The 22,379-nt window shown below is 67.3% G+C and carries 23 protein-coding genes; 15 read left to right on the plus strand and 8 right to left on the minus strand.

Annotated features, from left to right (window positions below):
- Nucleotides 1-41 precede the first annotated feature (41 nt).
- The 12 genes from C2U31_RS10650 (at nt 42) to C2U31_RS10705 (ending at nt 10,823) form a co-directional block, all read left to right on the plus strand.
- Entirely contained in the window at nt 42-1,619 is a 1,578-nt protein-coding gene (locus C2U31_RS10650) for a GspE/PulE family protein (RefSeq protein WP_233772723.1), read from the plus strand.
- Nucleotides 1,600-2,334, plus strand: a complete 735-nt coding sequence (locus C2U31_RS10655) for a hypothetical protein (RefSeq protein ID WP_158658335.1) — start codon at nt 1,600-1,602, stop codon at nt 2,332-2,334. Before C2U31_RS10650 ends, C2U31_RS10655 begins: the two co-directional genes overlap by 20 nt.
- A 17-nt stretch (nt 2,335-2,351) precedes the next feature.
- Nucleotides 2,352-2,861 (plus strand): hypothetical protein, encoded by a 510-nt coding sequence (locus tag C2U31_RS10660; RefSeq protein ID WP_103272825.1) that lies wholly within the window; start codon nt 2,352-2,354, stop codon nt 2,859-2,861.
- Nucleotides 2,858-3,433 (plus strand): hypothetical protein, encoded by a 576-nt coding sequence (locus C2U31_RS10665; protein WP_103272826.1) that lies wholly within the window; start codon nt 2,858-2,860, stop codon nt 3,431-3,433. Before C2U31_RS10660 ends, C2U31_RS10665 begins: the two co-directional genes overlap by 4 nt.
- 11 nt (nt 3,434-3,444) lie before the next feature.
- Entirely contained in the window at nt 3,445-3,900 is a 456-nt protein-coding gene (locus C2U31_RS10670; protein WP_158658336.1) for a hypothetical protein, read from the plus strand.
- Nucleotides 3,901-3,911: 11 nt separating this feature from the next.
- A complete protein-coding gene (locus C2U31_RS10675; protein WP_158658337.1) occupies nt 3,912-5,711 on the plus strand; it encodes a secretin N-terminal domain-containing protein in 1,800 nt (599 codons plus the stop codon).
- Between the two features lie 8 nt (nt 5,712-5,719).
- Entirely contained in the window at nt 5,720-6,196 is a 477-nt protein-coding gene (locus tag C2U31_RS10680; protein WP_103276334.1) for a type II secretion system protein, read from the plus strand.
- On the plus strand, nt 6,171-6,560 hold the full coding sequence (locus tag C2U31_RS10685) for a type II secretion system protein (RefSeq protein WP_103272829.1): 390 nt from the start codon (nt 6,171-6,173) through the stop codon (nt 6,558-6,560). Before C2U31_RS10680 ends, C2U31_RS10685 begins: the two co-directional genes overlap by 26 nt.
- On the plus strand, nt 6,547-7,020 hold the full coding sequence (locus C2U31_RS10690) for a type II secretory pathway, pseudopilin PulG (RefSeq protein ID WP_103272830.1): 474 nt from the start codon (nt 6,547-6,549) through the stop codon (nt 7,018-7,020). Before C2U31_RS10685 ends, C2U31_RS10690 begins: the two co-directional genes overlap by 14 nt.
- 176 nt (nt 7,021-7,196) lie before the next feature.
- A complete protein-coding gene (locus C2U31_RS10695; RefSeq protein ID WP_103272831.1) occupies nt 7,197-7,883 on the plus strand; it encodes a response regulator transcription factor in 687 nt (228 codons plus the stop codon).
- Between the two features lie 20 nt (nt 7,884-7,903).
- On the plus strand, nt 7,904-9,100 hold the full coding sequence (locus tag C2U31_RS10700) for a cell wall metabolism sensor histidine kinase WalK (protein WP_103272832.1): 1,197 nt from the start codon (nt 7,904-7,906) through the stop codon (nt 9,098-9,100).
- Between the two features lie 256 nt (nt 9,101-9,356).
- Nucleotides 9,357-10,823, plus strand: coding sequence for a lytic polysaccharide monooxygenase (locus tag C2U31_RS10705; protein WP_103272833.1), 1,467 nt, complete (start codon nt 9,357-9,359; stop codon nt 10,821-10,823).
- Nucleotides 10,824-10,980: 157 nt separating this feature from the next.
- Here the strand turns inward: C2U31_RS10705 and C2U31_RS10710 are convergent, their stop codons facing one another.
- Genes C2U31_RS10710 through C2U31_RS10720 form a run of 3 tightly spaced genes read right to left on the minus strand, consistent with a single transcriptional unit; the run spans nt 10,981 to nt 14,145 of the window.
- Complete coding sequence (locus tag C2U31_RS10710) at nt 10,981-12,180, minus strand: MFS transporter (protein WP_233772725.1); 1,200 nt, start codon at nt 12,178-12,180, stop codon at nt 10,981-10,983.
- A 46-nt stretch (nt 12,181-12,226) separates the two neighbouring features.
- The gene (locus tag C2U31_RS10715) at nt 12,227-13,246 is read right to left on the minus strand and encodes an asparaginase (protein ID WP_233772727.1); all 1,020 of its coding nucleotides are present in this window, start codon (nt 13,244-13,246) and stop codon (nt 12,227-12,229) included.
- Entirely contained in the window at nt 13,243-14,145 is a 903-nt protein-coding gene (locus C2U31_RS10720) for a polysaccharide deacetylase family protein (RefSeq protein ID WP_103272835.1), read from the minus strand. The genes C2U31_RS10715 and C2U31_RS10720 overlap by 4 nt, the downstream gene beginning before the upstream one ends.
- Before the next feature lie 161 nt (nt 14,146-14,306).
- On the opposite strand from C2U31_RS10720, the gene C2U31_RS10725 reads away from it, so the two are divergent.
- Nucleotides 14,307-15,083, plus strand: coding sequence for an IclR family transcriptional regulator (locus C2U31_RS10725; RefSeq protein WP_103272836.1), 777 nt, complete (start codon nt 14,307-14,309; stop codon nt 15,081-15,083).
- 63 nt (nt 15,084-15,146) lie between these two features.
- On the opposite strand, the gene C2U31_RS10730 is transcribed toward C2U31_RS10725, so the two are convergent.
- Genes C2U31_RS10730 through glcF form a run of 4 tightly spaced genes read right to left on the minus strand, consistent with a single transcriptional unit; the run spans nt 15,147 to nt 19,121 of the window.
- Complete coding sequence (locus C2U31_RS10730; protein WP_158658338.1) at nt 15,147-15,362, minus strand: hypothetical protein; 216 nt, start codon at nt 15,360-15,362, stop codon at nt 15,147-15,149.
- A 15-nt stretch (nt 15,363-15,377) separates the two neighbouring features.
- Entirely contained in the window at nt 15,378-16,166 is a 789-nt protein-coding gene (locus C2U31_RS10735; protein ID WP_158658339.1) for an SDR family NAD(P)-dependent oxidoreductase, read from the minus strand.
- Between the two features lie 2 nt (nt 16,167-16,168).
- Nucleotides 16,169-17,695, minus strand: a complete 1,527-nt coding sequence (locus tag C2U31_RS10740; protein WP_103272839.1) for an FAD-binding oxidoreductase — start codon at nt 17,693-17,695, stop codon at nt 16,169-16,171.
- Nucleotides 17,696-17,720: 25 nt separating this feature from the next.
- The gene (gene glcF / locus C2U31_RS10745) at nt 17,721-19,121 is read right to left on the minus strand and encodes a glycolate oxidase subunit GlcF (RefSeq protein ID WP_103272840.1); all 1,401 of its coding nucleotides are present in this window, start codon (nt 19,119-19,121) and stop codon (nt 17,721-17,723) included.
- Nucleotides 19,122-19,432: 311 nt separating this feature from the next.
- Here glcF and C2U31_RS10750 point away from each other — a divergent pair, with 311 nt between their 5' ends.
- Nucleotides 19,433-20,371 (plus strand): tripartite tricarboxylate transporter substrate binding protein, encoded by a 939-nt coding sequence (locus C2U31_RS10750; RefSeq protein ID WP_158658340.1) that lies wholly within the window; start codon nt 19,433-19,435, stop codon nt 20,369-20,371.
- 7 nt (nt 20,372-20,378) lie between these two features.
- Nucleotides 20,379-21,275, plus strand: a complete 897-nt coding sequence (locus C2U31_RS10755) for an alpha/beta hydrolase (protein ID WP_158658341.1) — start codon at nt 20,379-20,381, stop codon at nt 21,273-21,275.
- A 25-nt stretch (nt 21,276-21,300) separates the two neighbouring features.
- Here C2U31_RS10755 and C2U31_RS10760 read toward each other — a convergent pair whose 3' ends face one another.
- Nucleotides 21,301-22,251: a helix-turn-helix domain-containing protein gene (locus C2U31_RS10760; protein WP_103272843.1), complete on the minus strand. Its 951-nt coding sequence runs from the start codon at nt 22,249-22,251 to the stop codon at nt 21,301-21,303.
- Nucleotides 22,252-22,379: the final 128 nt, after the last annotated feature.

Consider the following 22,379-nt stretch of genomic DNA (forward strand, 5'->3'; position numbering starts at 1 on the left):
CGCGCGGACAGGCGCCCGCGCCGTCCGGCCAGGAGATGAACATGACGGAATCGATGCCCGAATCCGGGACGACGCAGACGCAGGCGTGGATCGCGCGGCCCGGCCTGCTTGAGCAGGAACTCGCGCGCGCGCCACAGCTGCTGCCCATGGTCGCCATGGCGCTGGGCATGCAGCATATGGAGCCGGCCGACTGGGCCAGGGCCGTCGCCAGGCACGACGTGCTGCCGCTGGCCGACGCCCTGCACTGCCGCGTCGCGATGGTGGAGCGGGACGGCGAGCTGCTGGCGGTCATGAGCGCGCCGCTGGACCGGCGCGTGCGGCTGTGGTTGCAGACGCGCTTCGAGGGCCGGCCGGTGTGGTTCGCGCTGGCCCTGCCGGGCGCGGTCGACGCCTGGCTCAAGCAGGCCGAGGCCAGCGAACGCGTGCTCGACGGCGTTGCCGTGGACGTTGCCGAGGACACGCTGGCCAAGGCGGTGGAGTCCATTTCCATCGCCTCGCTCGCCAAGGACGAAAGCCCGGTGATCCGGCTGGTGAACATGACGCTCTATGACGGCCTGCAGAGCCGCGCCAGCGATATCCACCTGGAGTCGGACGAGGAAGGGCTGCTGATCCGCTACCGCATCGACGGCGCGATGCTCACCATCCGCAAGGTGCCTGGCCAGCTGACCGCGAATCAGGTGATGTCGCGCCTGAAGGTGCTGTCCAGCCTGGATATCGCCGAGAAGCGCGTGCCACAGGACGGGCGCTTCAAGGTCGAGCTGCAGGGCCGAGAGGTGGATTTCCGCGTGTCCATCATGCCGGGCAACCATGGCGAGAACGCGGTGCTGCGCCTGCTGGACCGCTCGCAGAAGGACGAGCGCCTCAGCCTGGATGGCCTGGGCTTTCCGGCGCAGACCGCCGCGCGCATCCGCGCGCTGGCGCAGCTGCCCTATGGCCTGACGCTGATCACGGGTCCGACGGGCAGCGGCAAGTCGACGACGCTGTATGGCGCGCTGTCCGAGCTGAACACCGGCGACGAGAAGATCATCACCATCGAGGATCCGGTGGAGTACGAAATGGCCGGCGTGCTGCAGATTCCCGTCAACGAAAAGAAGGGACTGACCTTCGCGCGGGGGCTGCGCTCCATCCTGCGTCACGACCCGGACACGATCCTGGTGGGCGAGATCCGCGATGCGGAAACCGCCGCCATCGCGGTGCAGTCGGCGCTGACCGGGCACCGCGTGCTGTCTTCGGTGCATGCCAATGACGCGTTCAGCGTGATCGACCGCTTTCTCTATATGGATGTGGAGGCGGCCACGTTCCTGGAATCGCTCAATGGCGTGGTGTCGCAGCGGCTGGTGCGGCGCCTGTGTCCCCATTGCGGCGGCGGGCCGGTCGCGCCGGCTGCGGCATGCGAGGCATGTCGCGGCACCGGCTTCCTGGGGCGCATCGCGCTGGCCGAGGTATTGCGCCTGGACAGCCGCATGAAATCGGCGCTGCTGGAACGGTCCCCGGAACGCAGGCAAGCGGCCCTGGCCGCCTGCGCCGACTATCAATCGATGCGCGATGCCGCCGGCGAGGCGGTCGCGCGCGGGCTGACGACTTATCAGGAGGTGTGCCGTGCCGTCGCTATGGAATGAACGCGCCATGCTGATCGACGCCGAGAAGGTGACGGTGCTGGCGCCGCTGGAGCATGGCCGCAGCCAGCCGCATGGCGGCGATCCGGCAGGCGCGGCCGGCGAATTGCTGGCCGGCCTGCGGCGCCGGCGCGGCGCGTGGCGCAACCGGCTGCGCGTGTGGATCGGCTATCCGTGGGCGCATGCGCAGGTGCTGCCCTGGCAAGCCACGCTGGGCGGCGGCGATCGTCAATGGGAGGCCTATGCGCGGGCGCTGATGCGCGAGCGCGGGGTCGCCGGACCGCTGCGCCTGCGGCTGGACGCGGGTCGCCATGGCCGCGCGCGGCTGGCTTTCGGCATCGACGACGGCCTGCTCGACGCGCTGGAGCGCACGGCCTCGGCTGGCGGCTGGCGGTTGTGGTCCTGCCACGATCTGCTGTCTTCCTGCCTGGCGCGGCATCGCGCCGCGCTGCGCGACAGCGGCGGCCTGGTGCTGGCCGAGACCGGTGCGCTGAGCTGCCTGTGGCGGTCCGCAAAGGGCTGGGAAGATCTGATCACGCTGCGCCGCGATCCGGGGCAGTCGTTGGAGACCTTGTTATCCGCGGCCGAACTGCTGTGCGGCCGCGCGGGCGGGAACGGCTATCGCTGGTCGTCCTTGTGCGCGCCGGATGCGCTGCCCTTGCCGGACGCCTCGCGCTGGCTGGGCGCGCCGCATCCCATGCTGGCGGCGGCGGCATGAAGGCCCGGACGAGAGGGATGGCGGACTTCGCGCGGCGCGCCGGGCTCAATGGCGCCTGCCTGGTCGCCGGCCTGCTGCTGCTGGTCGTGGTTGGCCTGACGGCCTGGCGCGAATGGAGCGTCCTGGCCCTGCGCCGCGAGGTCGCGTCCATGGAGGACAGCCTGGCGCAGCGCCGCCTCCAGCAGGAACGCGAGCAGCGCCGCAGGCTGGCGCAATCGCCCGAGGAGCGTGAGATCGAGGCCCTGCTGTCGCGCCAGCGAGCCGAGGACCGGCTGCGGCCGGCCATCCTGCGCGCGGTCGAGAAGGCCTGGTCGCCGCGCGTGGCCATGCTGGGACTGAAGCTGGAGTCGGGCGGCAAGTCCGCTCGCGTGGAAATGCTGGTCGCCAGCCTGAAAGAGGCTTTCGCCTTCGTCCAGCGCCTGAACGCGGCGCAGCCGGGCTTTTACGCCGTGGTCGAGCGTCACGGCCTGCGGCCGGGCGATCCGAACCAGGCCACCGTCGTGTCGATCCTGGTGGAGGTCCGATGAACCTGCGTGCTGTGTTGGTCAAGCGCCGCGAGGCGTTGGGCAATGTTCCATTGCTGGCGTGCTGCCGCTGGCATCTGCAGCGCTGGCGCGCGGCGCTGGGCCGGGGCGGCCTGCTCGCGCTGGCAAGCGCCATCGTGCTGGCCGTCCACGGCGCCTTCGTGCTGTGGCCCGAGCAGGGCGAGCTGCGCCGCCAGCGCATCGAGCTGATCGCGCAATTGCAGGCCTGCCACACATCCGCGTCGGCGCCGGCCGCTGCCATGGAGCAGGTGCGCGCGCAGCTGCGCCTGGCGCTGGACCAGCGCAAGCTCGCCGTGATGGAGCAGCTGGGCGGGGCCGGGCTGCTGCTGATCGACATCCGCTATCGCGGCGAGGACGCCGTGCGCGGCAGCCTGCGGCGCACGTCGATGGATGTGTCGGCGGTGGGCTCCTACAAGGACCTGACCGCGGCGCTGGAGCTGCTGGCCGCGCAGCCGCTGCTGCGCATGGAGACGCTGGCGCTGGATCGCCAGCGCCCGGAGAACCGGCTGATCGAGGTGAAGATGAAGCTGAGCATGCTGGGAGCGCCGCGATGAGCCGGGCGCGCGTGGGCATGATGGCCGCATTGCTGGCGGCCTGTGGCGTCGCGGGCGTCGCGCGGGCGGGCAACGTCGATATCTTTCCGTCGCAAAGCTGGGACTCGCTGTCGCGCGCGACGCGGGAAGCGCAGGACGGACAAGGACAGGACGCGGATGCGGACGCGGCGTCCGCCGCCGCGCAGCGGTCCAGGTCCGCCCCGGCGGCGGATGCCGTCGCCGCGCCGCTGTTTGCCCGCGTGGGCGAGTGGCGCGAAGCGGGGCAGCGGATCGTGGTGTTGCGCTCCGAGGACCGCCTGTATCTGCTGTGCCAGCGCTGCGCCGCGCCGTCCGCGCTGCGGCCCGGCGGCGCACCCAGGGACGGGTACCGCCTGAAGTCCCTGGAACCCGGACGCGCGGTGCTGTTGGCGCCGGACGGCCAGGAGGTGAGCGTGGACCTGCCGTCCTCTACCGAATTTCCTCAATGAACAGGATCATCATGATTTCCAGATATGCCGCCACGGCGGCGCTACTCGGTCTCGTCCTGGGCGGCTGCTCGGCGCCGGGAATGTTCAGGCAGGGCGCTGGCGATGCGCCGTCGTCCGACGCCGCCGGACGCTACGCGCAGGCGCTGGCCCGCCAGGAGCAGGCGCCCGACGATATCGAGAACGGCAAGAACCTGGCGCGCGATGGCGCGCAGGCCGCGCTGGACCTGCTGCAGCGCGTGCGCGGCAAGATGGCTGCTGGCGACGAAGCCGGCGCGCAGGCTGAACTGTCCGCCTTGCTGGCCGTCCAGCCCGGCAATATGCGCGCCCGCCAGCTGCAAGCGCAGCTGGAGCGTCGCCTGCTGCTCAAGCGGGACCTGGCCGAGGCCGGCAAGCGGCAGGCCGACCATCCGGCCGAGGCGTTGGACATCGTCAACCGCATCCTGCAGGAACAGCCGGACTACGAACCGGCCAGGGCGCTGCGCGCCACCCTGATGCGCGCCCAGGCGCAGCGCGCCTCGGCACGGCCCAAGTTGGCCGACGCGCTGCGCAAGCCCGTCTCGCTGAATTTCAAGTCGCAGCCGGTGGTGCAGATCCTGGAGGCCATTTCGAAGATCGCCGGCGTGGACTTCGTGCTGGATCCGGAGGTGGCCTCGTCGGCGCCGGCCACCATCATCGCCGACCAGACGACCGCCGAGGACGCCATCAATCTGCTGTTGCGCACCAGCAAGCTCGAGAAGAAGGTGCTGAGCGAGCGCAGCCTGCTGATCTATCCGGCCAGCGCGGAAAAGTCCAAGGAATACCGCGAGCTGATGGTGCGCGTGTTCTACCTGAGCAATGCCCAGGCCGCCAAGGTGGTGCCCGCGCTGCGGCAGGTGGGCACGATCAAGAACGTGCACCTGGACGAACGCGCCAACGCGCTGATCGTGCGCGATACACCCGAGGTCATCGCGGTGGCCGAGCGCATCGTCGCCGCCCTGGACCTGGCGCAATCGGAAGTGACCATGGACGTGCGCGTGCTGGAGGTGAACACCAATGACGAGCTGGAAGTCGGCGTGGATTATCCCAGCGACCTGCGCCTGTCTATCCTGCCGCAAGGCGAGAGCGGCAAGGTGACCGTGGGCGACATCCTCGGCCTGAACAGCGAAATGCTGGGCGTTTCCAGCCGCAACGAGCTGTCCATGGCCCTGAACCTGTTGCAGAAGCGCGGCAAGACCCGCGTGCTTGCCAATCCCAAGATCCGCGTGCGCAACATGGAAAAGGCCAGCATCAAGATTGGCGAGAAGGTGCCGGTGGTGACCACCACCAACGCCAATGGCGTGGTGACCGAGTCGGTGAATTATCAGGACGTCGGCCTGAGCCTGCAGGTCGAGCCGCAGGTCACGCTGGGTAACGACGTGTCCGTCAAGGTCAGCATGGAAGTCAGCAACCTGAAGGGCGAGGTGAAGACGGCCGGCGGCGGCGTGGTCTATCCCATGAGCACCCGCAACGCCGAGACCGTCATGACCGCGAGGGACGGCGAAACGCAGGTGCTGGCCGGGCTGGTCAATCAGAAGCAATCCGGCAACACCAGCGGCCTGCCGGGGCTGAGCACGCTGGAATGGCTGGGCAGTCTGTTCGGCAGCACCAAGGACAGCGAGGAGTCGACCGAGATCGTGCTGCTGCTGACGCCGCACGTGGAGCGTTCGCTAGAGCTGCCGGCGGCGTCCAACAGCTATTTCCCGTCCGGCACCGAAGCCAGCGTGACCGTGCTGCCCTTGACGACCGCGCCGGCCCGGCCCGGGCTGGACGCGCCGCTGGCGCGGCCGTATTGAGGATGTCCATGCGCAGGCAACAAGGCTTCACCCTGATCGAAATGCTGGCCGCGCTCACGCTGCTGGCGCTGTTGCTGAGCGTGGCGCTGCCCTACGCCGATCTGGTCCGCCGCCGCAATCAGGAAGAGGACCTGCGGCACAGCCTGCGCATCGTGCGCGATGCGATCGACGCCTATCACGCGGCCAGCCTGGAGGGGAAGATCGACAAGTCCCTGGATCGCAGCGGCTATCCGCCGGATCTGGACAGCCTGACGCGGGGCGTGACGGACAAGACCGATCCGAACGGGGGCAAGCTGTACTTCCTGCGGCGCCTGCCGGCGGATCCGATGTGCGAGTCCTGCGAGGGCACGGACGCGGCCGACACCTGGGAGACCCGCAGCTACGACAGTTCGGCCGAGTCATTCTCGTCCGGCCGCGACGTGTTCGACCTGCGCTCCCGCAGCGAAAGAAAAGGAACCAATGGCATCCCGTACAACGAATGGTAGGCGCGCCTGCGCCGGTTTCACGCTGATCGAGCTGCTGGCCGTGATGGCCATCGTCGGCGTGCTGACGGCGCTGGTGGCGCCTTCTTTCTTCAAGAGCAACGACCGCGCGCGAGAGACGGTGCTGCGACACAATCTGCGCGCGATCCGGCTGGCCATCGACGACTACCGCGCCGATCATGGCGTCAATCCGGAAGGGCTGGAAAAGCTGGTGTCCGGCAAGTACCTGCGCGAGTTGCCGCTGGACCCGCTGACGGGCAAGCGCGATTCCTGGAAGACGCAGGCCGCCGAAGAAGGCGGCGTGGCGGACGTGAAGAGCGGCGCGCCGGGCAAGGGCCTGGACGGAAGCAGCTATGAGGCGTGGTAGCGCGCCGGCGCGCGCGCAGTCCGGCCTGGCGTACCTGGGCGTGCTGATGCTGGCGGCCGCCATCGCCGCGGGCCTGGCCGCCACGGCGCGACCCTGGAGCATGCAGCAGCAGCGCGCGCGCGAGGCCGAGCTGCTGTTCATCGGCCAGCAGTTCCAGCGAGCCATCGCATCCTACTACCGGGCCGGCCCGTCGCCGGCGTTTCCAAGATCCCTCGACGCCTTGCTCAAGGACAGCCGCGTGCCGTTCATGTTGCGGCATCTGCGCCGCCTGTACCGGGATCCGCTCACGGGCAGCGCCGATTGGGGCGTGGTGAAGGGGCCCGACGGAGGCGTCATCGGCGTCTACAGCCAGGCGCCGGGCAAGCCGCTCAAGCAGGACGGATTCCCCGCCAGCTTGGGGGATTTCGCGGGCAAGAGCCGCTACGCGGACTGGATCTTCCTGTACGACGAGCGGCGTTGAGAGGCCGGTTTCTGCCACGGAAAATGAATTTGGTTAGCAAAACCTACCACACCTTTTCTTTGAGAATTTTCTGATTGGGTGGGCAAATTTGTTATGGAATGATGCGTCCCTGACACATAACTGACCGGAGGCATGCGCATGTTCAAAGTACCTGCGACGACCCGGGGAGGCGCAGCATGATCGTCGCCGTTCTCGAGGACTGTCCGGCCCAGCGGGATTGGGTCACCAAGCTGCTGCACGATCGCGGCCATCAGGTGGTGGCGCGCGGCGACGGCGACAGCTTCATCGCGCTGTTGCGCAGCCAGGTCGTGGACGCGGCCTTGCTGGACTGGGAAGTGCCCGGCGCGTCCGGCCTGTCCGTGCTGTCCTGGGCGCGGTCCAATCTGAACCGCTCCATGCCCATCCTGATGCTGACGCAGCGCGACGACGAGGACGACGTCGTCACCGCGCTGAACGCGGGCGCGGACGATTACCTGCACAAGCCGCTGCGCGAGCGCGAGCTGCTGGCGCGCGTGGCCGCGCAGGCCAGGCGTTCCCGCCATGCCGATGCGCCGGGGCAGGAGCTGCAGGTCGGCCCCTATGCGTTCGACCTGCAATCGCGCAGGCTGACCGTGCAAGGGCGGCCCGTCAGCCTGCCCGCGCGCGAGTTCGAGCTGGCGGCATTGCTGTTCCGCAACCCAGGCCGGATCCTGACCAAGGACGCGCTGTGCCAGCACATCTGGGGCACCGTGGACCGGAAGTACGACGCCAGCCTGGCCACGTACATCAGCAACCTGCGCTCGGCGCTGGGCCTGCGCGCGCGCAACGGCTATGTGGTCTCCACGGTCTACAACTACGGATACCGCCTGGAGCGCGTGGCCTGATTTTTCTGGGATGGTGGGATATGGAACTGTCGAATTTTCCGGGTTCGCGAGCCAACGACACGGCGCTTGCGCCTTGCCGTAACGCCTGGCTGTGCTGTCACCTGAGCATCGTCGCCCTGGCGCTGGTTCTGCCCGGGGGCCGCGTGGGTTCGCCGCCCCGGCCTTTCAGCGCGGCGGATGTGCTGGTCATCGCCTGCGTTGCCTTGTTCATCGTGGCCCTGGGCCTGTTCCATCAGCGTGGACGAGCCGCGCTGCGCCTGGCGGTCTTCTGGACCGCCGTGGTGCTGACGCTGATCATCGCGCGGCGCGTGACGCCGGCGGGGTCGCCGGCGATGGCGGTGTTGTTCATGCTGGGCTGCGTGGTCCACTGGCGCGTCGGCGCTTCACGGATCCAGGCGTTGGTGTCGCGCGAGGCTGTGCCCCAGGCGGCCGCGACGCCATCCGAACCGCCGAAGCTCGCGCCCGCCGCGCCCGACCGCGACGCCGTCGCGCAGATGGTGCACGACCTGCGCAGTCCCCTGTCGGCCGTTCTGGCGCTGGTCGACAAGCAGGGCGCGGACAAGGCCGAGGTGGTGCATCATGACTTTCTGCGTTCGGTGCGGGACCAGGTGCAATACGGCTTGTCGGTCGCGCAGCACTTCATGCAGAGGTCGCGCGCGGAACGGCTGGACCGGTCGCGTTTCCTGCCGGTGTCGCTGCAAGACCTGGCGCACAGCGCGGCGGACCAGGTGCTGCCCCTGGCCGACAAGAAGGGCGTGTCGATCGACGTGCGGGACGGCGATGAAACGCTGTGGGTCGCCGGCGACTATTGCATGCTGTTGCGCGCCGTCGTCAATCTGCTGGAGAACGCCGTCAAGTATTCGGCTTCCGGCACGCGGGTCACGCTGGGCGCGCAGCGGATGGGCAATGCCGCGCGTCTGTACGTGGCGGACCAGGGCGTGGGCATCGCGGCCGAGGCCTTGCCCCGGCTGTGCCAGGCGTTCTATCGGGCCGCCGGAGCGCGCAGGCACTGCCAGGACGGCGTGGGCATGGGCCTGGCCATCGTGGCCGCCGTGGCCAAGGGGCATGGCGCGGAAGTGATGGTGAAATCGCGGCCGAGCCAGGGCAGCACGTTCATCCTGACCATGCCGCTGTTGCCGCGCGGCGGCGCGCTTGAAAACGAAGATCCTCCAGAACCCGGCGAAGCCGCGCAAGGCGCGGCGGTCCGGTTGGAGTAAGGTGCCTTGACGGCGCCTTTTTTTATCGAAGGGGCAATGCCGGCCTCGGCGCGGCTGGAGCGGCGGGCGAGGCGCGGGACGAGGTGCGCGCAGCGCAGGTTCAGGCCAGCTGGCGCTCCGATATTCAGGCTCTCTTGAGAATGGTTTTTCGAATGAAGGGCGGTCCACATAATGCGCCCGCTTTCGCGATTCGCGGCTTCATCCGGATTCGCGTTGGCGCTCACCTTCATTCTCACATTCAAAGGACTCAACAGAGATGCGTGCTTCCCTGCGCAACGCGGTCAAGATGGCGCTGCCCGTCGCGGCCCTGACCCAGGCCGTGCTGATGGCCATGGCTCCGACCTCCGCCAACGCCCACGGTTCCCTGATCGACCCGCCCAGCCGCGAATACGCGTGCAACAAGTTCGATACCCCCTGGAGCAATCCCAAGCACAGCGGCTGCGGCAAGATCGCCTCGCAGTCGTCCAGCTGGATGTCCAATGCGGTGGGCGGCGTGCTGGACAATCATCAGGACTACATTCCCGACGGCCTGCTGTGCGCTGGCGGCAAGGAAGACTGGAAGGAAATCGACGGCAATTATGATTGGCCCACCACGGTCCTGACGCCGGGCGCGGACGGCAAGCTGACGTTCAAGTACCAGCAGACCGCTCCGCACATCACCAAGTACTTCCGCACCTACATCAGCAAGGACAGCTACGATCCCAAGGCGGGCCTGCGCTGGTCCGATCTGGAACTGATCGGCGATTCGGGCTGGCTGGACCGTCCCGGCGACGACAAGATTACCAAGCTGGACGTGAAGATCCCGGCCCAGTACACCGGCAAGCGCGTCATCTACACGGTCTGGCAGCGTGATCCGGGGGATGCCAAGGAAGGCTTCTACTCGTGCTCGAACGTGGACGTGATGCCCGTCGACATGCAGTGGAAGGCCAGCGGCACGCTGGAGGGCGGCCAGGTCGAGACCGGCTCGACCATGACCCTGCGCGTGTTCGACAAGGTGCGCGGCGGCGATCTGGAAAGCCACTCGATCATCGTGTCCAAGGGCCAGGAAAAGCCCGAGCAGTGGCAGTATGTGCTGTCCCAGAAGACCAACAATGCGTCCGGCATCGTCCGCCTGGGCAAGCTCGGCGCCGACGGCAAGGTCGTGCCGCAGCCGGTTGCCAACGGCAACGAAGTCTACGGCCTGAACAAGGTCTACAGCTTCGCCGTCGACCAGCGCGGTCCGGAGCCCGTCGATCCCCCCACCGGCATCGTGCCGCCGACGGCCAAGCTGACCGGCCCGGCCACCGCCGAGGGCGGCGCCACCGTGCTGCTGTCGGGCAAGAACTCGAACAACGGCGGCGGCAAGCTGACGTATCTGTGGAAGCTGCCGGCCGGTATCACCGCCCCGGTGAACCAGGCCGACCTGAGCTTCGTCGCGCCCAAGCTGTCGCAGGACAAGGCTTACACGTTCGGTCTGACCGTGACCAATGAAAAGGGCTCGTCCTCGGCCGAGCACACCGTCACGGTCAAGAAGCAGGACCAGGGCGGCGGCGGCACCGGCGGCGGCAAGTACCCGGCCTACAAGGAAGGCACGGCCTACAAGGCCGGCGAACGCGTCAGCAACGCTGGCCAGGACTTCGAGTGCAAGCCGTGGCCCTACACCAACTGGTGCGGCCAGTCGGCGCAGTACTACGCGCCGGGCACGGGCCTGAACTGGTCGGAAGCCTGGACCGCCGTGAAGTAAGGCGGTAGCGGATCCGGCTTCCCGTCGGCCAGTCCCATGGGACGGGCAGGGGAGTCCGGAGTCTGTGGAGCGGGGCCCGGCATTGCGCCGGGCCCTGCCTTTTTCAGGGCAGGCAGCTTGCGCCGGCGCATGAGGCTGGCGGTCGCTTCAAGGGCGCTCAATCCGCGCGCCGCGCGCCCGCCATGATGGCCAGCAGCGCCGCCAGCAGCGCGCAGCCCGACACCTGCAGGATGCCGGCCAGGGTCCAGCCCATTCCGCCTTTCAGGTGGCCGAGCAGGTAGCCCGCGAAAGCGGCGGGGATGTAGAGGCTGGCCACGAACAGGCCGGACGCCTGCGCGGCCTTGGCGCTGCTGACCGATTTGATGATGCCCGCCGACAGATTGGCGTAGACCATGCCGCTGATGGCCGCGCCAAAGACAAAGGACAGCGTCGCGTGCAGCGCCAGGGAACGGCCAAGTTCGGTGAACAGCAGGCCGCCGGCCACGGCCGAGATCAGCAGCGAGAAGAACAGCAGCTTGCGGTAGTCGTAGCGGTCGCCCAGCCAGCCGCCCAGCAGCGACAGCAGGGCCCCCAGGCCGTAGAAGCTGACCGCGCCCGCCGCCTGCTTGGGCGTGAAGCCCAGCGCGTCGCGCAGATAGGTCGGGTACAGGCCCAGATAACCGTAGATGGACAGGCCGGCGAAGGCGGTGGCGACGGCCAGCATGAGCGGCGTCGGGGCCCACAGGCTGTCCAGCGCGGGATCGGCCGGCGCGCCGGCGCGGTTCGCGGCCGGATCGGGTTGCGGACGCGCTTCGCTGAACCAGGGCTTGACCAGCGGCACGATCAGTACGAAGGCGACGATGCCGGACAGGCCGAACACGATGAAGGGCATTTTCCAGTGCGTGGCGCCGAGGATGGCGGCGCCCAGGTTGGGGCCGATGATGGCGCCGATGCCGAAGGTGAAGTTCAACGAGCTGGCGGCGACCGCGCGGTGCTGGAAGAAGTAGCTCGTGCCGATGGCCAGCAGGGCGGTCAGCTGCATGGCCTCGCCCAGGCCCGAGACGAAACGGTAGAGCAGCAGGTCGGGCAGGCCGCGCGAGTAGGCGGTCAGGTAGGTCGCGGCCGAGAAGATCACCAGGCCGACCAGCGTGACCGACTTGCGCGACATCTTGCCCAGCAGGTAGCCGGTCGGAATGCCCGCCACGCCCATGCCCAGCGTGAAGACCGTGGACGCCAGCCCCACCTGCGGCAGGCTCAGATCCAGCGCATTGCGGACATCGGCCGCCAGCACCGAGAACAGTTGCCGGTCTATGGCGTTGATGACATACGAGAACAACAGCACGGCGAACATCCCGAGTGCGGCATGGCGCTTTTGCATTTGGGGAACTCCTGTGTGGGCGTTGATGGGGATGACGTGGCCGCGCTCAGGCGTCGGCCAGGCTGCGGCAGGCAAACTCGGCGCGCAGCGAGGCGCCCTGATAGCCCGCCGCCAGCAGCAGGCGCAACAGCAGCCGGGCCTTGAGTCCGCCCAGGCTGCCGCCGTGGATGGCGCCGCGCGACAGCAGGTCGCTCTCGGATCCGGGGAAGCCGTAAGTGATGCGCAGCACCGGACCTGCCGCCACGCGCGTGCTCAGCACGACCGGCATTCGCGCCGCCAGTTCGCCGATGTCCGGCGCCAGCCACGCCGGCACGTGGCCCGCGCCCATGGCTTCGATGACCGCGCCCTGATAGCCCAGTTGCGGCAGCGCGCGCAGCATGCGCCCGTCGTCGTCCAGCCCGATGCGCAGCAAGGCGACCGGGGTTTCGTCCAGTCGCGCGGCCGCGACGCGCAGGGCCGGCAGCGGCGCCTGCCAGCCGAACAGGCGGAACTGGCCTTCCTGGATCGTTCCCAGCGGTCCCGCGCCGGGCGAGCGGAAGGCCGACGGCAGGGTGGTGTGGGTCTTCTGCACGTGCCGCGCGGCATGGGCCTCGTCGCCCAGGACCACCAGCGTGCCGAGTCCGGCGGCGTCCGGCGAGGCGGCCACGGTCACGGCCGCGAGCAGGTTGGACGGACCGTCCGCGCCCGGCGCCTGGGCGCCGCGCATGGCGCCCGTCACGACCACGGGCAGCGTGCTCCGCGCCAGCAGTTCCAGGGCGAAAGCGGTTTCCTCGATGGTGTCCGTGCCCTGCACCACGACGGCGCCCTGGCAGCCACGGTCGAAGCCGTCCGCGATCACGTCGGACAGGCTGGCGAGATCGCGCAGCGTCAGCGTGGCGCCAGGCTTGTTCGAGTAGGCGACGGTTTCCAGCGCGGCGATCCGCTCCAGCGCCGGGACGGCGCGGACCAGCTCGTCGGCCTGCAGGGCGGGCTTGATGGCGCCACCGGCGTCCGAGGCCATCGCGATGGTGCCGCCGGTGCCGAGCAGCAGGATGCGGGGCGGGGTCAGGCCGGGCACGCCGTTCATGGCCGGTTTCCTTGCGATTGCGCGCGGTAGATGTCGAGGATCTCTTCGCCCGTGCACATCAGCACGTCGGGATGCGACAGGATGTGGTCGTAGAGTTCCGCCAGGTAGCGGATCCGGTGCGGCGCGCCGGTGAGATAGGGGTGGATGGAGATGGCCATCACGCGGGGAATGTCGGCCCCCTCGCGGTACAGCTGGTCGAACTGGTCGCGGCCGCGCCGCAGCAGTTCATCGGAACCGTGCAATTGCACGGCCGATATCACCACGTCGTTGAGCTCCACGGTATAGGGCACCGACACGATATCGCCCGAGCGCGTCCTGATGGGCACGGGCTGGTCGTCCAGCACCCAGTCGGCCACATACTCGATGCCCGCCTCGGCCAGCAGGTCGATGGTGTCGTCGGTTTCCGTCAGGCCGGGGCTTTCCCAGCCGCGCGGCGCGCGGCCGGTGAAGGCCTTGATGGCGGCGATGGTGTCGCGGATCGCCGTGGCCTGGTCGGCCACGCGATGCATGGGCTGCTGCACATGCCCGTGGCCCATGAATTCCCAGCCGGCGTCGAGCGCGGCCTGGCAGGCCGGGGCGTATAGCTGGCAAGCCGTGCCGTTCACTGCGAGCGTGGCCTTGAGCCGGCGCGCGTTCAACACATCCAGGAAACGCCAGAAGCCGACGCGCATGCCGTATTCGTGCCAGCACCAGTTGGGGATGTCGGGCAGCAGCGGCTGACCCATGGGCGGCGGCAGCACCGCACGGGGCATCGCCAGCCCGGGCTGCCAGTTTTCCACGTTGACGATGGTCCATACGGCGACGCGGGCATTGCCCGGCAGCGTGAAGGGCGCGCGGTGGGTGATCGGTTCGTAGGGCACGCGGTCGCGCGCGGACCAGGGGGGAGGGGACGGCTGCATCGGCTTCGCTCCAGCAAGGAATCATTGCGGTGGGCCAACTATTCCAAATAGTGGAAAAGATGTTGGAATGGTTTGACCCGGATACATCGCGAAGACATGCTAGGTTGCTGAATGCAGGCCCACCAAGTGAAATAAATTAAATTCCATCAATTGGACTGACGATGAGCCTAGCCATAGAAACCGTGAACGGCGCCCAGGGCATCACCCGGGCCATTCAGGTGTTGAAGTTGTTGGCGCGCGAGGCCGACGCCGGCATGAGACTGGTTGATCTCGCCAGCGCCGCCGGCCTGGCGCGGCCGACCATGCATCGGCTGCTCAGGGCGCTGGTCGCGCAAGGCATGGCGGTGCAGGACACGGCGACGCGCCGCTATCGGCTCGGCGCGCTGGTCTTCGAGTTGGGCCTGGCCGCCGCGCATCGGTTCAACCTACGCGATCTGAGCATGTCCGCCCTGACTCGTCTGGCCGTTGAGACTGGCGATACCAGCTTCCTGTTCGTGCGCAGCGGTAACGATGCGGTATGCATCAATCGCGTCCAGGGCGGCTATCCGATCCAGACGCCGGCCTTGCCGATGGGCAGCCGCCAGCCCTTGGGTGTGAGCGCCGGCGGCCTGGCGCTGCTGGCCAATCTGACGCCGGCGGAGCAGGAAGGGATCATCGATGCCATCGCGCCGCGCCTGGGCGCCTACGGCGACCTGGACGCGCGCGACGTGCGGACGCATTGCGCGCAGGCCGCCAAGGTCGGCTACGCGTTGATCGCCAATCGCGCGGTTCCGGGCATCAGTGCGGTCGGCCTGCCGGTGCACAGCGACAGCGGCCTGCTGCTGGCGGCCGTGACCGTGGCGACCACGCACGGCCGCATGACCGACGCAAGGGTGCGCGAGGTGCTGCCTGTGTTGCGCCGCGCGGCGCGCGAGATCGGAGAGTTGCTGCGGCAGTAGCGGACAAGGGCTGGCCGTGGCGGTTGCGCAGTAGGCACGCCCGTGTCCGGGTGGCCCGCGCCGCTAGCCGGGTCGCGAGATGAACGCGAGCGCCTGTTCCACGATCGGGCCAGGATCGTCGGTCGCCATCTTGAGCGCGCTGAAGTGATCGTCTCCGTCAAGCGCCTGGCAGACGGCGGGATCGCCATTCCCGGCCCAGCATTCCGCCATTTCCCGGCTTTGCCGCAGGAACGCCGTGCGCAGTTGTCCCGTCAAATACTGATGCTCGAGCTGCCGCATATCCATCTTCAACCTTCAAGGGGTCAACCTGCCGCCGTTCAGATGCAGGACCTGCCCCGTGATGTAGCCGGCACCCGGTCCGGAAAGAAACAGGATGGGCCCGACGATGTCGGCGGGGCTGGCAACGCGGCCCAGCGGGATGGAGGATACATACTTGTCGCTCAGCTGGTCGAACCAGCCTCGGTCGCTCACGATGTCCTCGCGTCCGGTGCCGCCCCCCAGAAAGGCCGTCTCGACGGCCCCAGGCGCCACCACATTGGCGCGCACATGAGGAGCCAGTTCCATGGCGAATGCCTTGGTCAGGCTGACCAGGGCGCCCTTGGACGCGGCGTAGGCGCCCATGCCCGGCATGACCTGGTAGCCCAGGCTCGATGCCACGGTCGTTATCGAGGGCGTTTCGCTGGCACGCAACAGCGGCAGCAGCTCGCGTACCAGGATATGCGCGGATGTCAGGTTCACCGACATCAGGTCATTCCATGCCGACAGCGCGACCTCGGCCAAGGGACGGCGCGGCAGTATCGGATAGCCGCAGAGGAACACGAATGCATCGACGTTCCGCCAGGCGCTCCGGATCTGTCCGACCGCCTCGATGATGGATTGCTCTTCAAGCGCGTCAAAGCCGACGTAGCGGGCGCCGGCAACGCGGCAGTCGGGGCGGATGGCCTTGGGCAGGTCCAGCACGGTGACGTTCACGCCATGGGCCAGCGCCTGGGCGACGAGTTCGCGTCCGATGCCGCCGCAGCCGCCGGCGACCACCATGTGCGAGCCCGTTTTCGGACCCAGCCAGTTGTCGTCATGCGCCATCATCATTTCTCCGTGAGAATCCCGTACTTTCCGGGGCTGATGACGCCATTGGGGTCAAGCGCCTTCTTGATGGCGGCGCAGGCGTCGCGCAGTTCCGGGATCATCTGCCGCATGTGCAGGTCGTGGTAGTCCGCCGGGGCGCGGCCAACGCCGACGCCGTGCCTGGCGAATGTTTCGGCCAGCTCCCGATAGCAGGCATCGGCCCGCGCGTTTTCGTTCTTGTCGTCCTTGTTCCAGACCAGGACATGCAGGCCCCGCGCGAATCGCGCGGACGCGACGTGCATGACGATGTAATCCATCCCGTGCTTGGCGAAAATGGCGCGCCCGAGACGATCGAGCGCCAGCGCCTGTTTGCCCACCATGGGCGTGCCGGGCAGGAACCATGAGTTGCCGCTGCCGGGCCGCCACTGCAGCATGCCCAATTCGTTGGCGCTGGGGCGGCCGTCCATGGAATCGATCGCCACGCGCAGCGGCGCCATGCCCAGCGCCTCTTCATGGCTGATGTAGCGGGCCTTGCCGCTGCGCTCGAAATGCGCCCGCACGCGCTGGATCTGCGGCTCAAGCGCGGCGTCGGACGGGCCATAGAACATGCCGGACACCTGCCAGGCGCCCAGCCCATGCTTGCGCTGCAGCGCGGCGCGGCCTGCGTCCGAGATGCCATCCTTCGATCCGGCCATGTACTCGGGATTGCGTTCCTCCGGCGCCAGCGCGTACAGATCATTCGCCACGCGGAACAGGCTCGGCACGAAATTGGAGAGCTTCAGGGGGCGGCAGAGATCGATGATCTGTTCTATGTCCTCGTCGTCCGGAAAGACGAAGTGAAAGGAGCGCGAGACGGGCGGCCGGGGCATGAGCCAGATGCCCACGCGCGTCACGATCCCGAAATTGGACTGCGCGAACAGCCCGTCCAGCGCCGGCCCCGATGAGAACCGCGAGACGTGCCAGTTGATCGGATCCTCGGTATCCAGACCGCCGTCGCCGGTGCGGATGACGTCGCCATTGCCCAGGACGATCTCCATGCCGCAGAGCATGCCGAAGTGGTCGAAGTAGGGGCCGTAGCCGGCTCCTCGGTCCAGCGCGTTGCCGATGATGCCGCCATGCGGCGGGCCGGAGGTCGCGGAGACCATCAGCTTGTTGCCGCGCCGCGCGAGTTCGTCATGGAGCATCTGAAAGCTGACGCCCGGCTCGAGTTCGGCGTAGCACGTTTCCTCGTTGACCTGGAGGATGCGGTTCATGCGGTATCCCAGATCCACCACAACCTGGCCGGCGCTGGTCGGCGCCCGGGAGCCCAGCCCGATGTTGTTGCCCGTGCTGATGGGGTAGAGCTCGATGCGCCACCGATTGGCCGCAAGGACGATGGCGCGCACGTGTTCCGTTGACGCTGGAAACAGCACGGCCGATGGTTCCCGGACCGGCGCCGGCAGGGTATGTTCGCCGTAGCGGGCGAGCGTTTCCCGCCGCGTGTCCACCCACTGTTCGCCGATGCCGGCGGCGACTTCCCGCAGGAAGCCCTGCATTCCCTCGTTCATGATGTCTCCTGTGGATAGGCGTGGATCACCAGATCCCGACGTCGTCGCCGTCGGGCTTGGTCTTCTTGTGCAGCCTGACGACGGCTGAGGCTTGCGTCCCGGGAGCGCTGTCCTCGGCTGTGGTCGGCGCGGGCAGTTCTTCGAGCGTGATGTCCTCCAGCGCCGACGGCCGCTGGCCGCCGTAGGCCCAATCGAGCAGCTCGACGGTGTGTACGATGGGCGCGTCGCTGTACTGGCCGATTTGCGTGATGCATCCGATATTGCCCGCGGCAATGATCTGTGGCGCCAGGCCCGCGATGTTCATTGCTTTCCTTTGTCCCAGCTGCCGGGCAAGGTCGGGCTGCAGCAGGTTGTAGGTTCCCGCGGAACCACAGCAGAAGTGCGCTTCCGGTATGTCCTGCACGAGGTAGCCTGCCTTGCGCAGCAGCGCGCGCGGCGGGTCAGTGACCTTCTGCGCGTTGCGCAGGGAACACGCGTCATGGTAGGCAACGTGGTGCCGCCGGGGAGCGGGCGGGTCGGGCGGATTCATGCGCATCAGCCATTCGGTGATGTCGAGCGCCAGCGCGGATACGCGCGCGGCCGCGACGGCGTGGTCGCTGTCCTGCAACAGATGGACGTAGTCCTTGACGGTTGTGCCGCAGCCCGATGCATTGACCAGGATGGCGTCCAGGCCCTCGCCGTCGATTTCCGCGATCCAGGCCCGCACGTTGGCCTTGGCGAATTCTCGGGCCTGCTTGCGGTTGCCCATGTGCAGATTCAACGAGCCGCAGCAGGCCGCCGAGGCCGGTACGACCACTTCGCAACCCAGGCGCGTCAGCAGGCGTATCGTCGCGTCGTTGATGTGCGGCGAGAGCACGGGCTGCACGCAACCCGCCAGCAAGGCGACGCGCCACTTCCGTTCGCCGCAGGCGGGGTAGCGGTATTGGCGCAGGCCTGCCTGGCGTCGTTCGGGAATCAGGCGCAATGCGCTGCGCAGGAAGGGCGGCAGCGCCGCCGAGAAGGGCCTGACCAGGCGGCCCAGACCTAGCGCCATCCGGAACAGGGCGGGGCGCGGCAAAACGCGGCCGAGCAAGGCTCGGGCGATGCGCTGTCCAGGCGGACGCCGGTAGTTGTCCTCTATGTGCGCGCGCGCCGTATCGACCAGATGCATGTAGTCGACTTTCACCGCGCAGGTGGTCATGCACGACATGCAGGAAAGACACCGGTCTATGTGCGCAACGGTCCGCGGCGTCGGTGCGCGCTGGCTTTCCAGCATTTCCTTGATCAGATCGATGCGGCCGCGCGGGCCATCGTTCTCGTCGTGCAGCAGAACGTAAGTGGGGCATCCCGCCGTGCAAAAGCCGAAGTGCTGGCACGTATTCAGGATTCTGTCCGCTTCCGCGATCGCGGGATCGGCGAGCTGCTCATCTGTCAGGCTGGTCTTCATGTCCGCGACGGTATGGTCTCCGATGGAATGATTCTGAAGGCCGGCCGTGAAACAAGTCTTGGCGCGAAGCGCAGATAGCTTGTGCCAGCGCGATGTCTGCGCACCGGGCTTGTCTTTCCGGGCCATGCCGGGGCGACCGCGCCGCCCCATGGGTAGTGCCGGGCGCTTGCGACCATTCAAGATGCGCGACAGACCAAGCGCCGTTTCCTGGCTACGGTAAGGTTTCCTGGCCCGCTCACCGTGCGCCATATTCCAAGGGGGACGCCATGCTCAGGTTCATCATCGGTCGAATCATCTTCTGCATCGCCGCGATGCTGTCCACCGCCGCCCTGGCGGCCGACAGCGCGTACCCGTCCCAGCCCATTCACATCATCGTGCCCTACGCGGCGGGCAGCACCGGAGACATGGTCGTGAGGCTGATCGCGCCAGGAATGGAGCAGGCGCTGAAGGGAAAGATCATCATTGAGAATCGTCCGGGCGCGGGCGGGAACATCGGCACGAATTTCGTCGCCAACGCCGCGCCTGACGGCCATACGCTGCTGATGGCCGCGGTCAACAACTACGCGATCAACCAGTTCGTGTATCGATCCTTGATCGAAAGGCCGATCAAGCCGCTGGCGCCGGTGTCCAAGGTCATTGAAACGCCGTATGTCATGTATGCAAGCGGCGCCGTGCAGGTCAAGGATGTGCAGGCCTTCATCGCGCTGGCCAGGGAACGGCCGGGCACGTTCTTCTATGCCTCTTCGGGAGTGGGCACGGCGCCCCACCTGGCGGGGCTGTTGTTCGCGCGCCTGGCCGGCGTGCGGATGGAGCACGTGCCATACAAGGGCAATGCGGAGTCGGTGCGCGCCTTGCTTGCCAACGAGGTGCAGGTCTATTTCGCCAGCGTATCGGCCGGGCTGGAGCAGGTGGCCAGCGGGGCCAAGGGGATTCATGTATTGACGACTGCCTGGCCCTCGCGCCTGCCGGGCTATCCCGATGCGCCGTCGGCGGCGGAGTCGGGCGTGCCCGGCCTGAACGTATCGAACTGGTGGGGCCTGGGCGCGCCATCCGGAACGCCGCTCGCCGTTCGCGAGAAATTGGCGGCGGCGGTTGCTCAGGCGCTTGACGATCCACAGGTCCGGGCACAGTTCGAGAAGTTGGGAATCTCCGCGGCGGCCAATGCGCCGGCGGCGTTCGCGGCCGACATCGCGTCGGACACCCGCCGTTGGGGGGAACTCATCAAGTCTTCGGGTATCGAGCCGCAGTAGGCGCTCGATGAACTTCAAGGGGCACGGAATGCCGCAACATGTCTATCGGAATCTGGATCAGGCGGAACTCGATCGCGAGTACAACGCCGCGGCTCATGTGGGCGACACCAGGCCGTACTTCGACGACTACAACGCCAGAAGCGCGGCGGCCAGGGCCAGCCTGCTGTTTTCGCCGGATGTCCCATATGGCGGCGAGGAAGGCGAGACGCTGGATATCTTTTTCCAGTCCAGGTCTTGCGGGGCGCCCGTGCATATCTTCTTCCATGGCGGGGGCTATCGCTCGCAGGACAAGTACAACTTCAGCTTCGTGGCCGGGCCGCTGGTCGAGCGGGGCGCGGTCGTTGTCATCCCGAATTACGGCCTGTGTCCCGCGGTCGGCCTGGACGACATCGTGGCGCAGACCCGCCGCAGCATTGCCTGGGTGTATCGGCACGCCCGCATCATGGGAGGCGATCCCAATGCGATCACGATCTCCGGCCACTCCGCCGGCGCGCATATCGTCGCGCGCGCGCTGGAAGCCTGCTGGGATGATCATGGCGCGCCGGATGACGTCATCAAGGCGGCCATCTCGCTAAGCGGAATCTATGACCAGGAGGCGCGGCGGCTTTCTTTCCTCAATCAATATCTGCGGCTGGATCAGGCCCAGTCCTTGAGGAATTCGAGCATGTTCCGCACGCCAAGACGGCGGGTGCCCTATGTGATCGCCGTGGCGGAACACGAAACGGGCGAGTACATCCGGCAATCCAGGGACTACGCCCAGGCGCTCCAGGGCAAAAGCTATGACGTGAGCTATCTGCAGGTCCAGGGGAAGAATCACTACAACATCCTGGATGCATTCCTTGATTTTTCCCATCCCCTGGGTCATGCGCTCCATGAACAGGTGTTCAGGGGCAGTCGCGCCTGAAAGGCGCTGGAGGGCAGGGGAAATGCTAGGCGTCGCGCCGACCGGCGGGTTCGGCCGAACGGACGTCGGACGGCGTCATGCCGAATCGTTTCCTGAAGGCGTGATTGAAGTGGGATATGTCATTGAAGCCACATGCGTAGGCGATGCCGGATATCCGGTCGTGGCAGGCGAGAAGTTGTGTCCGAGCCAGTTCCAGCCTTTCCTGCAGCAGCATGTTCGAGAAACTGGTGCCCTGCTCATGCAGCACCTTCTGGATCAAGCGGCTGGACATCTTCAGGTGAGCGGCGGCGTCGTCCAGTGAGAGATCGGGGTTACTCGCGTGGCGGGAAACAAACCGCGCAATCGCCGCGCGCTGAAGCTCGCGAGGCGTCATGTAGACATCCTGGCGATGCGCGATCACCCGCAGCAGATTGCAGATGTTCTCCACGAGCAGATCGCCGTCGCCGAGTTTCAGCGCATGGTTTCCCGTGGACAATTCGACCAGATAGGACCGCAGGATGGCGGCGAATGGTTCAGCGGGCGCAAGGGGCATGCTGTGGATGTGCTGCAAGACGGGCAGCGACTTTTCGACCGCGGCCGCAGGCAGGTTGGCGACGATTCTGCGCACGCTTCCAGGAAAGCAGACTTTCATCGGGCGGCGGCTGTCTATGATGGTGACATCTCCCGGACGAACCAGGATCCGGCGTTGTTCGTCGTGGGTGATCTCCGCCGTGCCTTCCATCTGCCAGCTGACGAGATAGCCGGATGCGCCGGCATTGCCCAGCGTCTCACGCTTGCCGCAGACATCGTGCGCCTTGGTCCAGAACGATGCGCAGCGGATGCCATCGTGTTGCCTGGCGCTGATCCTGGCGGAAAAGTCCTTGGCCGATATCCTTTCGACGGAGACGTTGTGAATCGTTCTGGAGATGAAGTCTCGCCAGGATTCAGCGCGTTCGGATGGCGGCATGACATCAGTCGACAGGCTGATTACGGTCATGGCATGTTCCCCCCAGGAAATTCCAGCCTTTGTTTTTTGTATTCTAGGCTTGGCTCTGAACGGCGACCAGTGTCGTGGGGAAGGGGGGCGGAAATGAAAAAAGGGCCTTTCGGCCCTTTCTCGATATC

Source organism: Achromobacter sp. AONIH1 (genome assembly GCF_002902905.1).
Taxonomy (GTDB): domain Bacteria; phylum Pseudomonadota; class Gammaproteobacteria; order Burkholderiales; family Burkholderiaceae_B; genus Achromobacter.

Bases quoted from the DNA above. Each gene is read 5' to 3' on its own strand.
- C2U31_RS10650 (WP_233772723.1), top strand. From the start codon at position 42: ATGACGGAATCGATGCCCGAATCCGGGACGACGCAGACGCAGGCGTGG.
- C2U31_RS10660 (WP_103272825.1), top strand. From the start codon at position 2,352: ATGGCGGACTTCGCGCGGCGCGCCGGGCTCAATGGCGCCTGCCTGGTC.
- C2U31_RS10665 (WP_103272826.1), top strand. From the start codon at position 2,858: ATGAACCTGCGTGCTGTGTTGGTCAAGCGCCGCGAGGCGTTGGGCAAT.
- C2U31_RS10675 (WP_158658337.1), top strand. From the start codon at position 3,912: ATGATTTCCAGATATGCCGCCACGGCGGCGCTACTCGGTCTCGTCCTG.
- C2U31_RS10680 (WP_103276334.1), top strand. From the start codon at position 5,720: ATGCGCAGGCAACAAGGCTTCACCCTGATCGAAATGCTGGCCGCGCTC.
- C2U31_RS10685 (WP_103272829.1), top strand. From the start codon at position 6,171: ATGGCATCCCGTACAACGAATGGTAGGCGCGCCTGCGCCGGTTTCACG.
- C2U31_RS10690 (WP_103272830.1), top strand. From the start codon at position 6,547: ATGAGGCGTGGTAGCGCGCCGGCGCGCGCGCAGTCCGGCCTGGCGTAC.
- C2U31_RS10695 (WP_103272831.1), top strand. From the start codon at position 7,197: ATGATCGTCGCCGTTCTCGAGGACTGTCCGGCCCAGCGGGATTGGGTC.
- C2U31_RS10700 (WP_103272832.1), top strand. From the start codon at position 7,904: ATGGAACTGTCGAATTTTCCGGGTTCGCGAGCCAACGACACGGCGCTT.
- C2U31_RS10705 (WP_103272833.1), top strand. From the start codon at position 9,357: ATGCGTGCTTCCCTGCGCAACGCGGTCAAGATGGCGCTGCCCGTCGCG.
- C2U31_RS10710 (WP_233772725.1), bottom strand. From the start codon at position 12,180: ATGCAAAAGCGCCATGCCGCACTCGGGATGTTCGCCGTGCTGTTGTTC.
- C2U31_RS10715 (WP_233772727.1), bottom strand. From the start codon at position 13,246: ATGAACGGCGTGCCCGGCCTGACCCCGCCCCGCATCCTGCTGCTCGGC.
- C2U31_RS10720 (WP_103272835.1), bottom strand. From the start codon at position 14,145: ATGCAGCCGTCCCCTCCCCCCTGGTCCGCGCGCGACCGCGTGCCCTAC.
- C2U31_RS10725 (WP_103272836.1), top strand. From the start codon at position 14,307: ATGAGCCTAGCCATAGAAACCGTGAACGGCGCCCAGGGCATCACCCGG.
- C2U31_RS10730 (WP_158658338.1), bottom strand. From the start codon at position 15,362: ATGCGGCAGCTCGAGCATCAGTATTTGACGGGACAACTGCGCACGGCG.
- C2U31_RS10735 (WP_158658339.1), bottom strand. From the start codon at position 16,166: ATGGCGCATGACGACAACTGGCTGGGTCCGAAAACGGGCTCGCACATG.
- C2U31_RS10740 (WP_103272839.1), bottom strand. From the start codon at position 17,695: ATGAACGAGGGAATGCAGGGCTTCCTGCGGGAAGTCGCCGCCGGCATC.
- glcF (WP_103272840.1), bottom strand. From the start codon at position 19,121: ATGAAGACCAGCCTGACAGATGAGCAGCTCGCCGATCCCGCGATCGCG.
- C2U31_RS10750 (WP_158658340.1), top strand. From the start codon at position 19,433: ATGCTGTCCACCGCCGCCCTGGCGGCCGACAGCGCGTACCCGTCCCAG.
- C2U31_RS10755 (WP_158658341.1), top strand. From the start codon at position 20,379: ATGAACTTCAAGGGGCACGGAATGCCGCAACATGTCTATCGGAATCTG.
- C2U31_RS10760 (WP_103272843.1), bottom strand. From the start codon at position 22,251: ATGACCGTAATCAGCCTGTCGACTGATGTCATGCCGCCATCCGAACGC.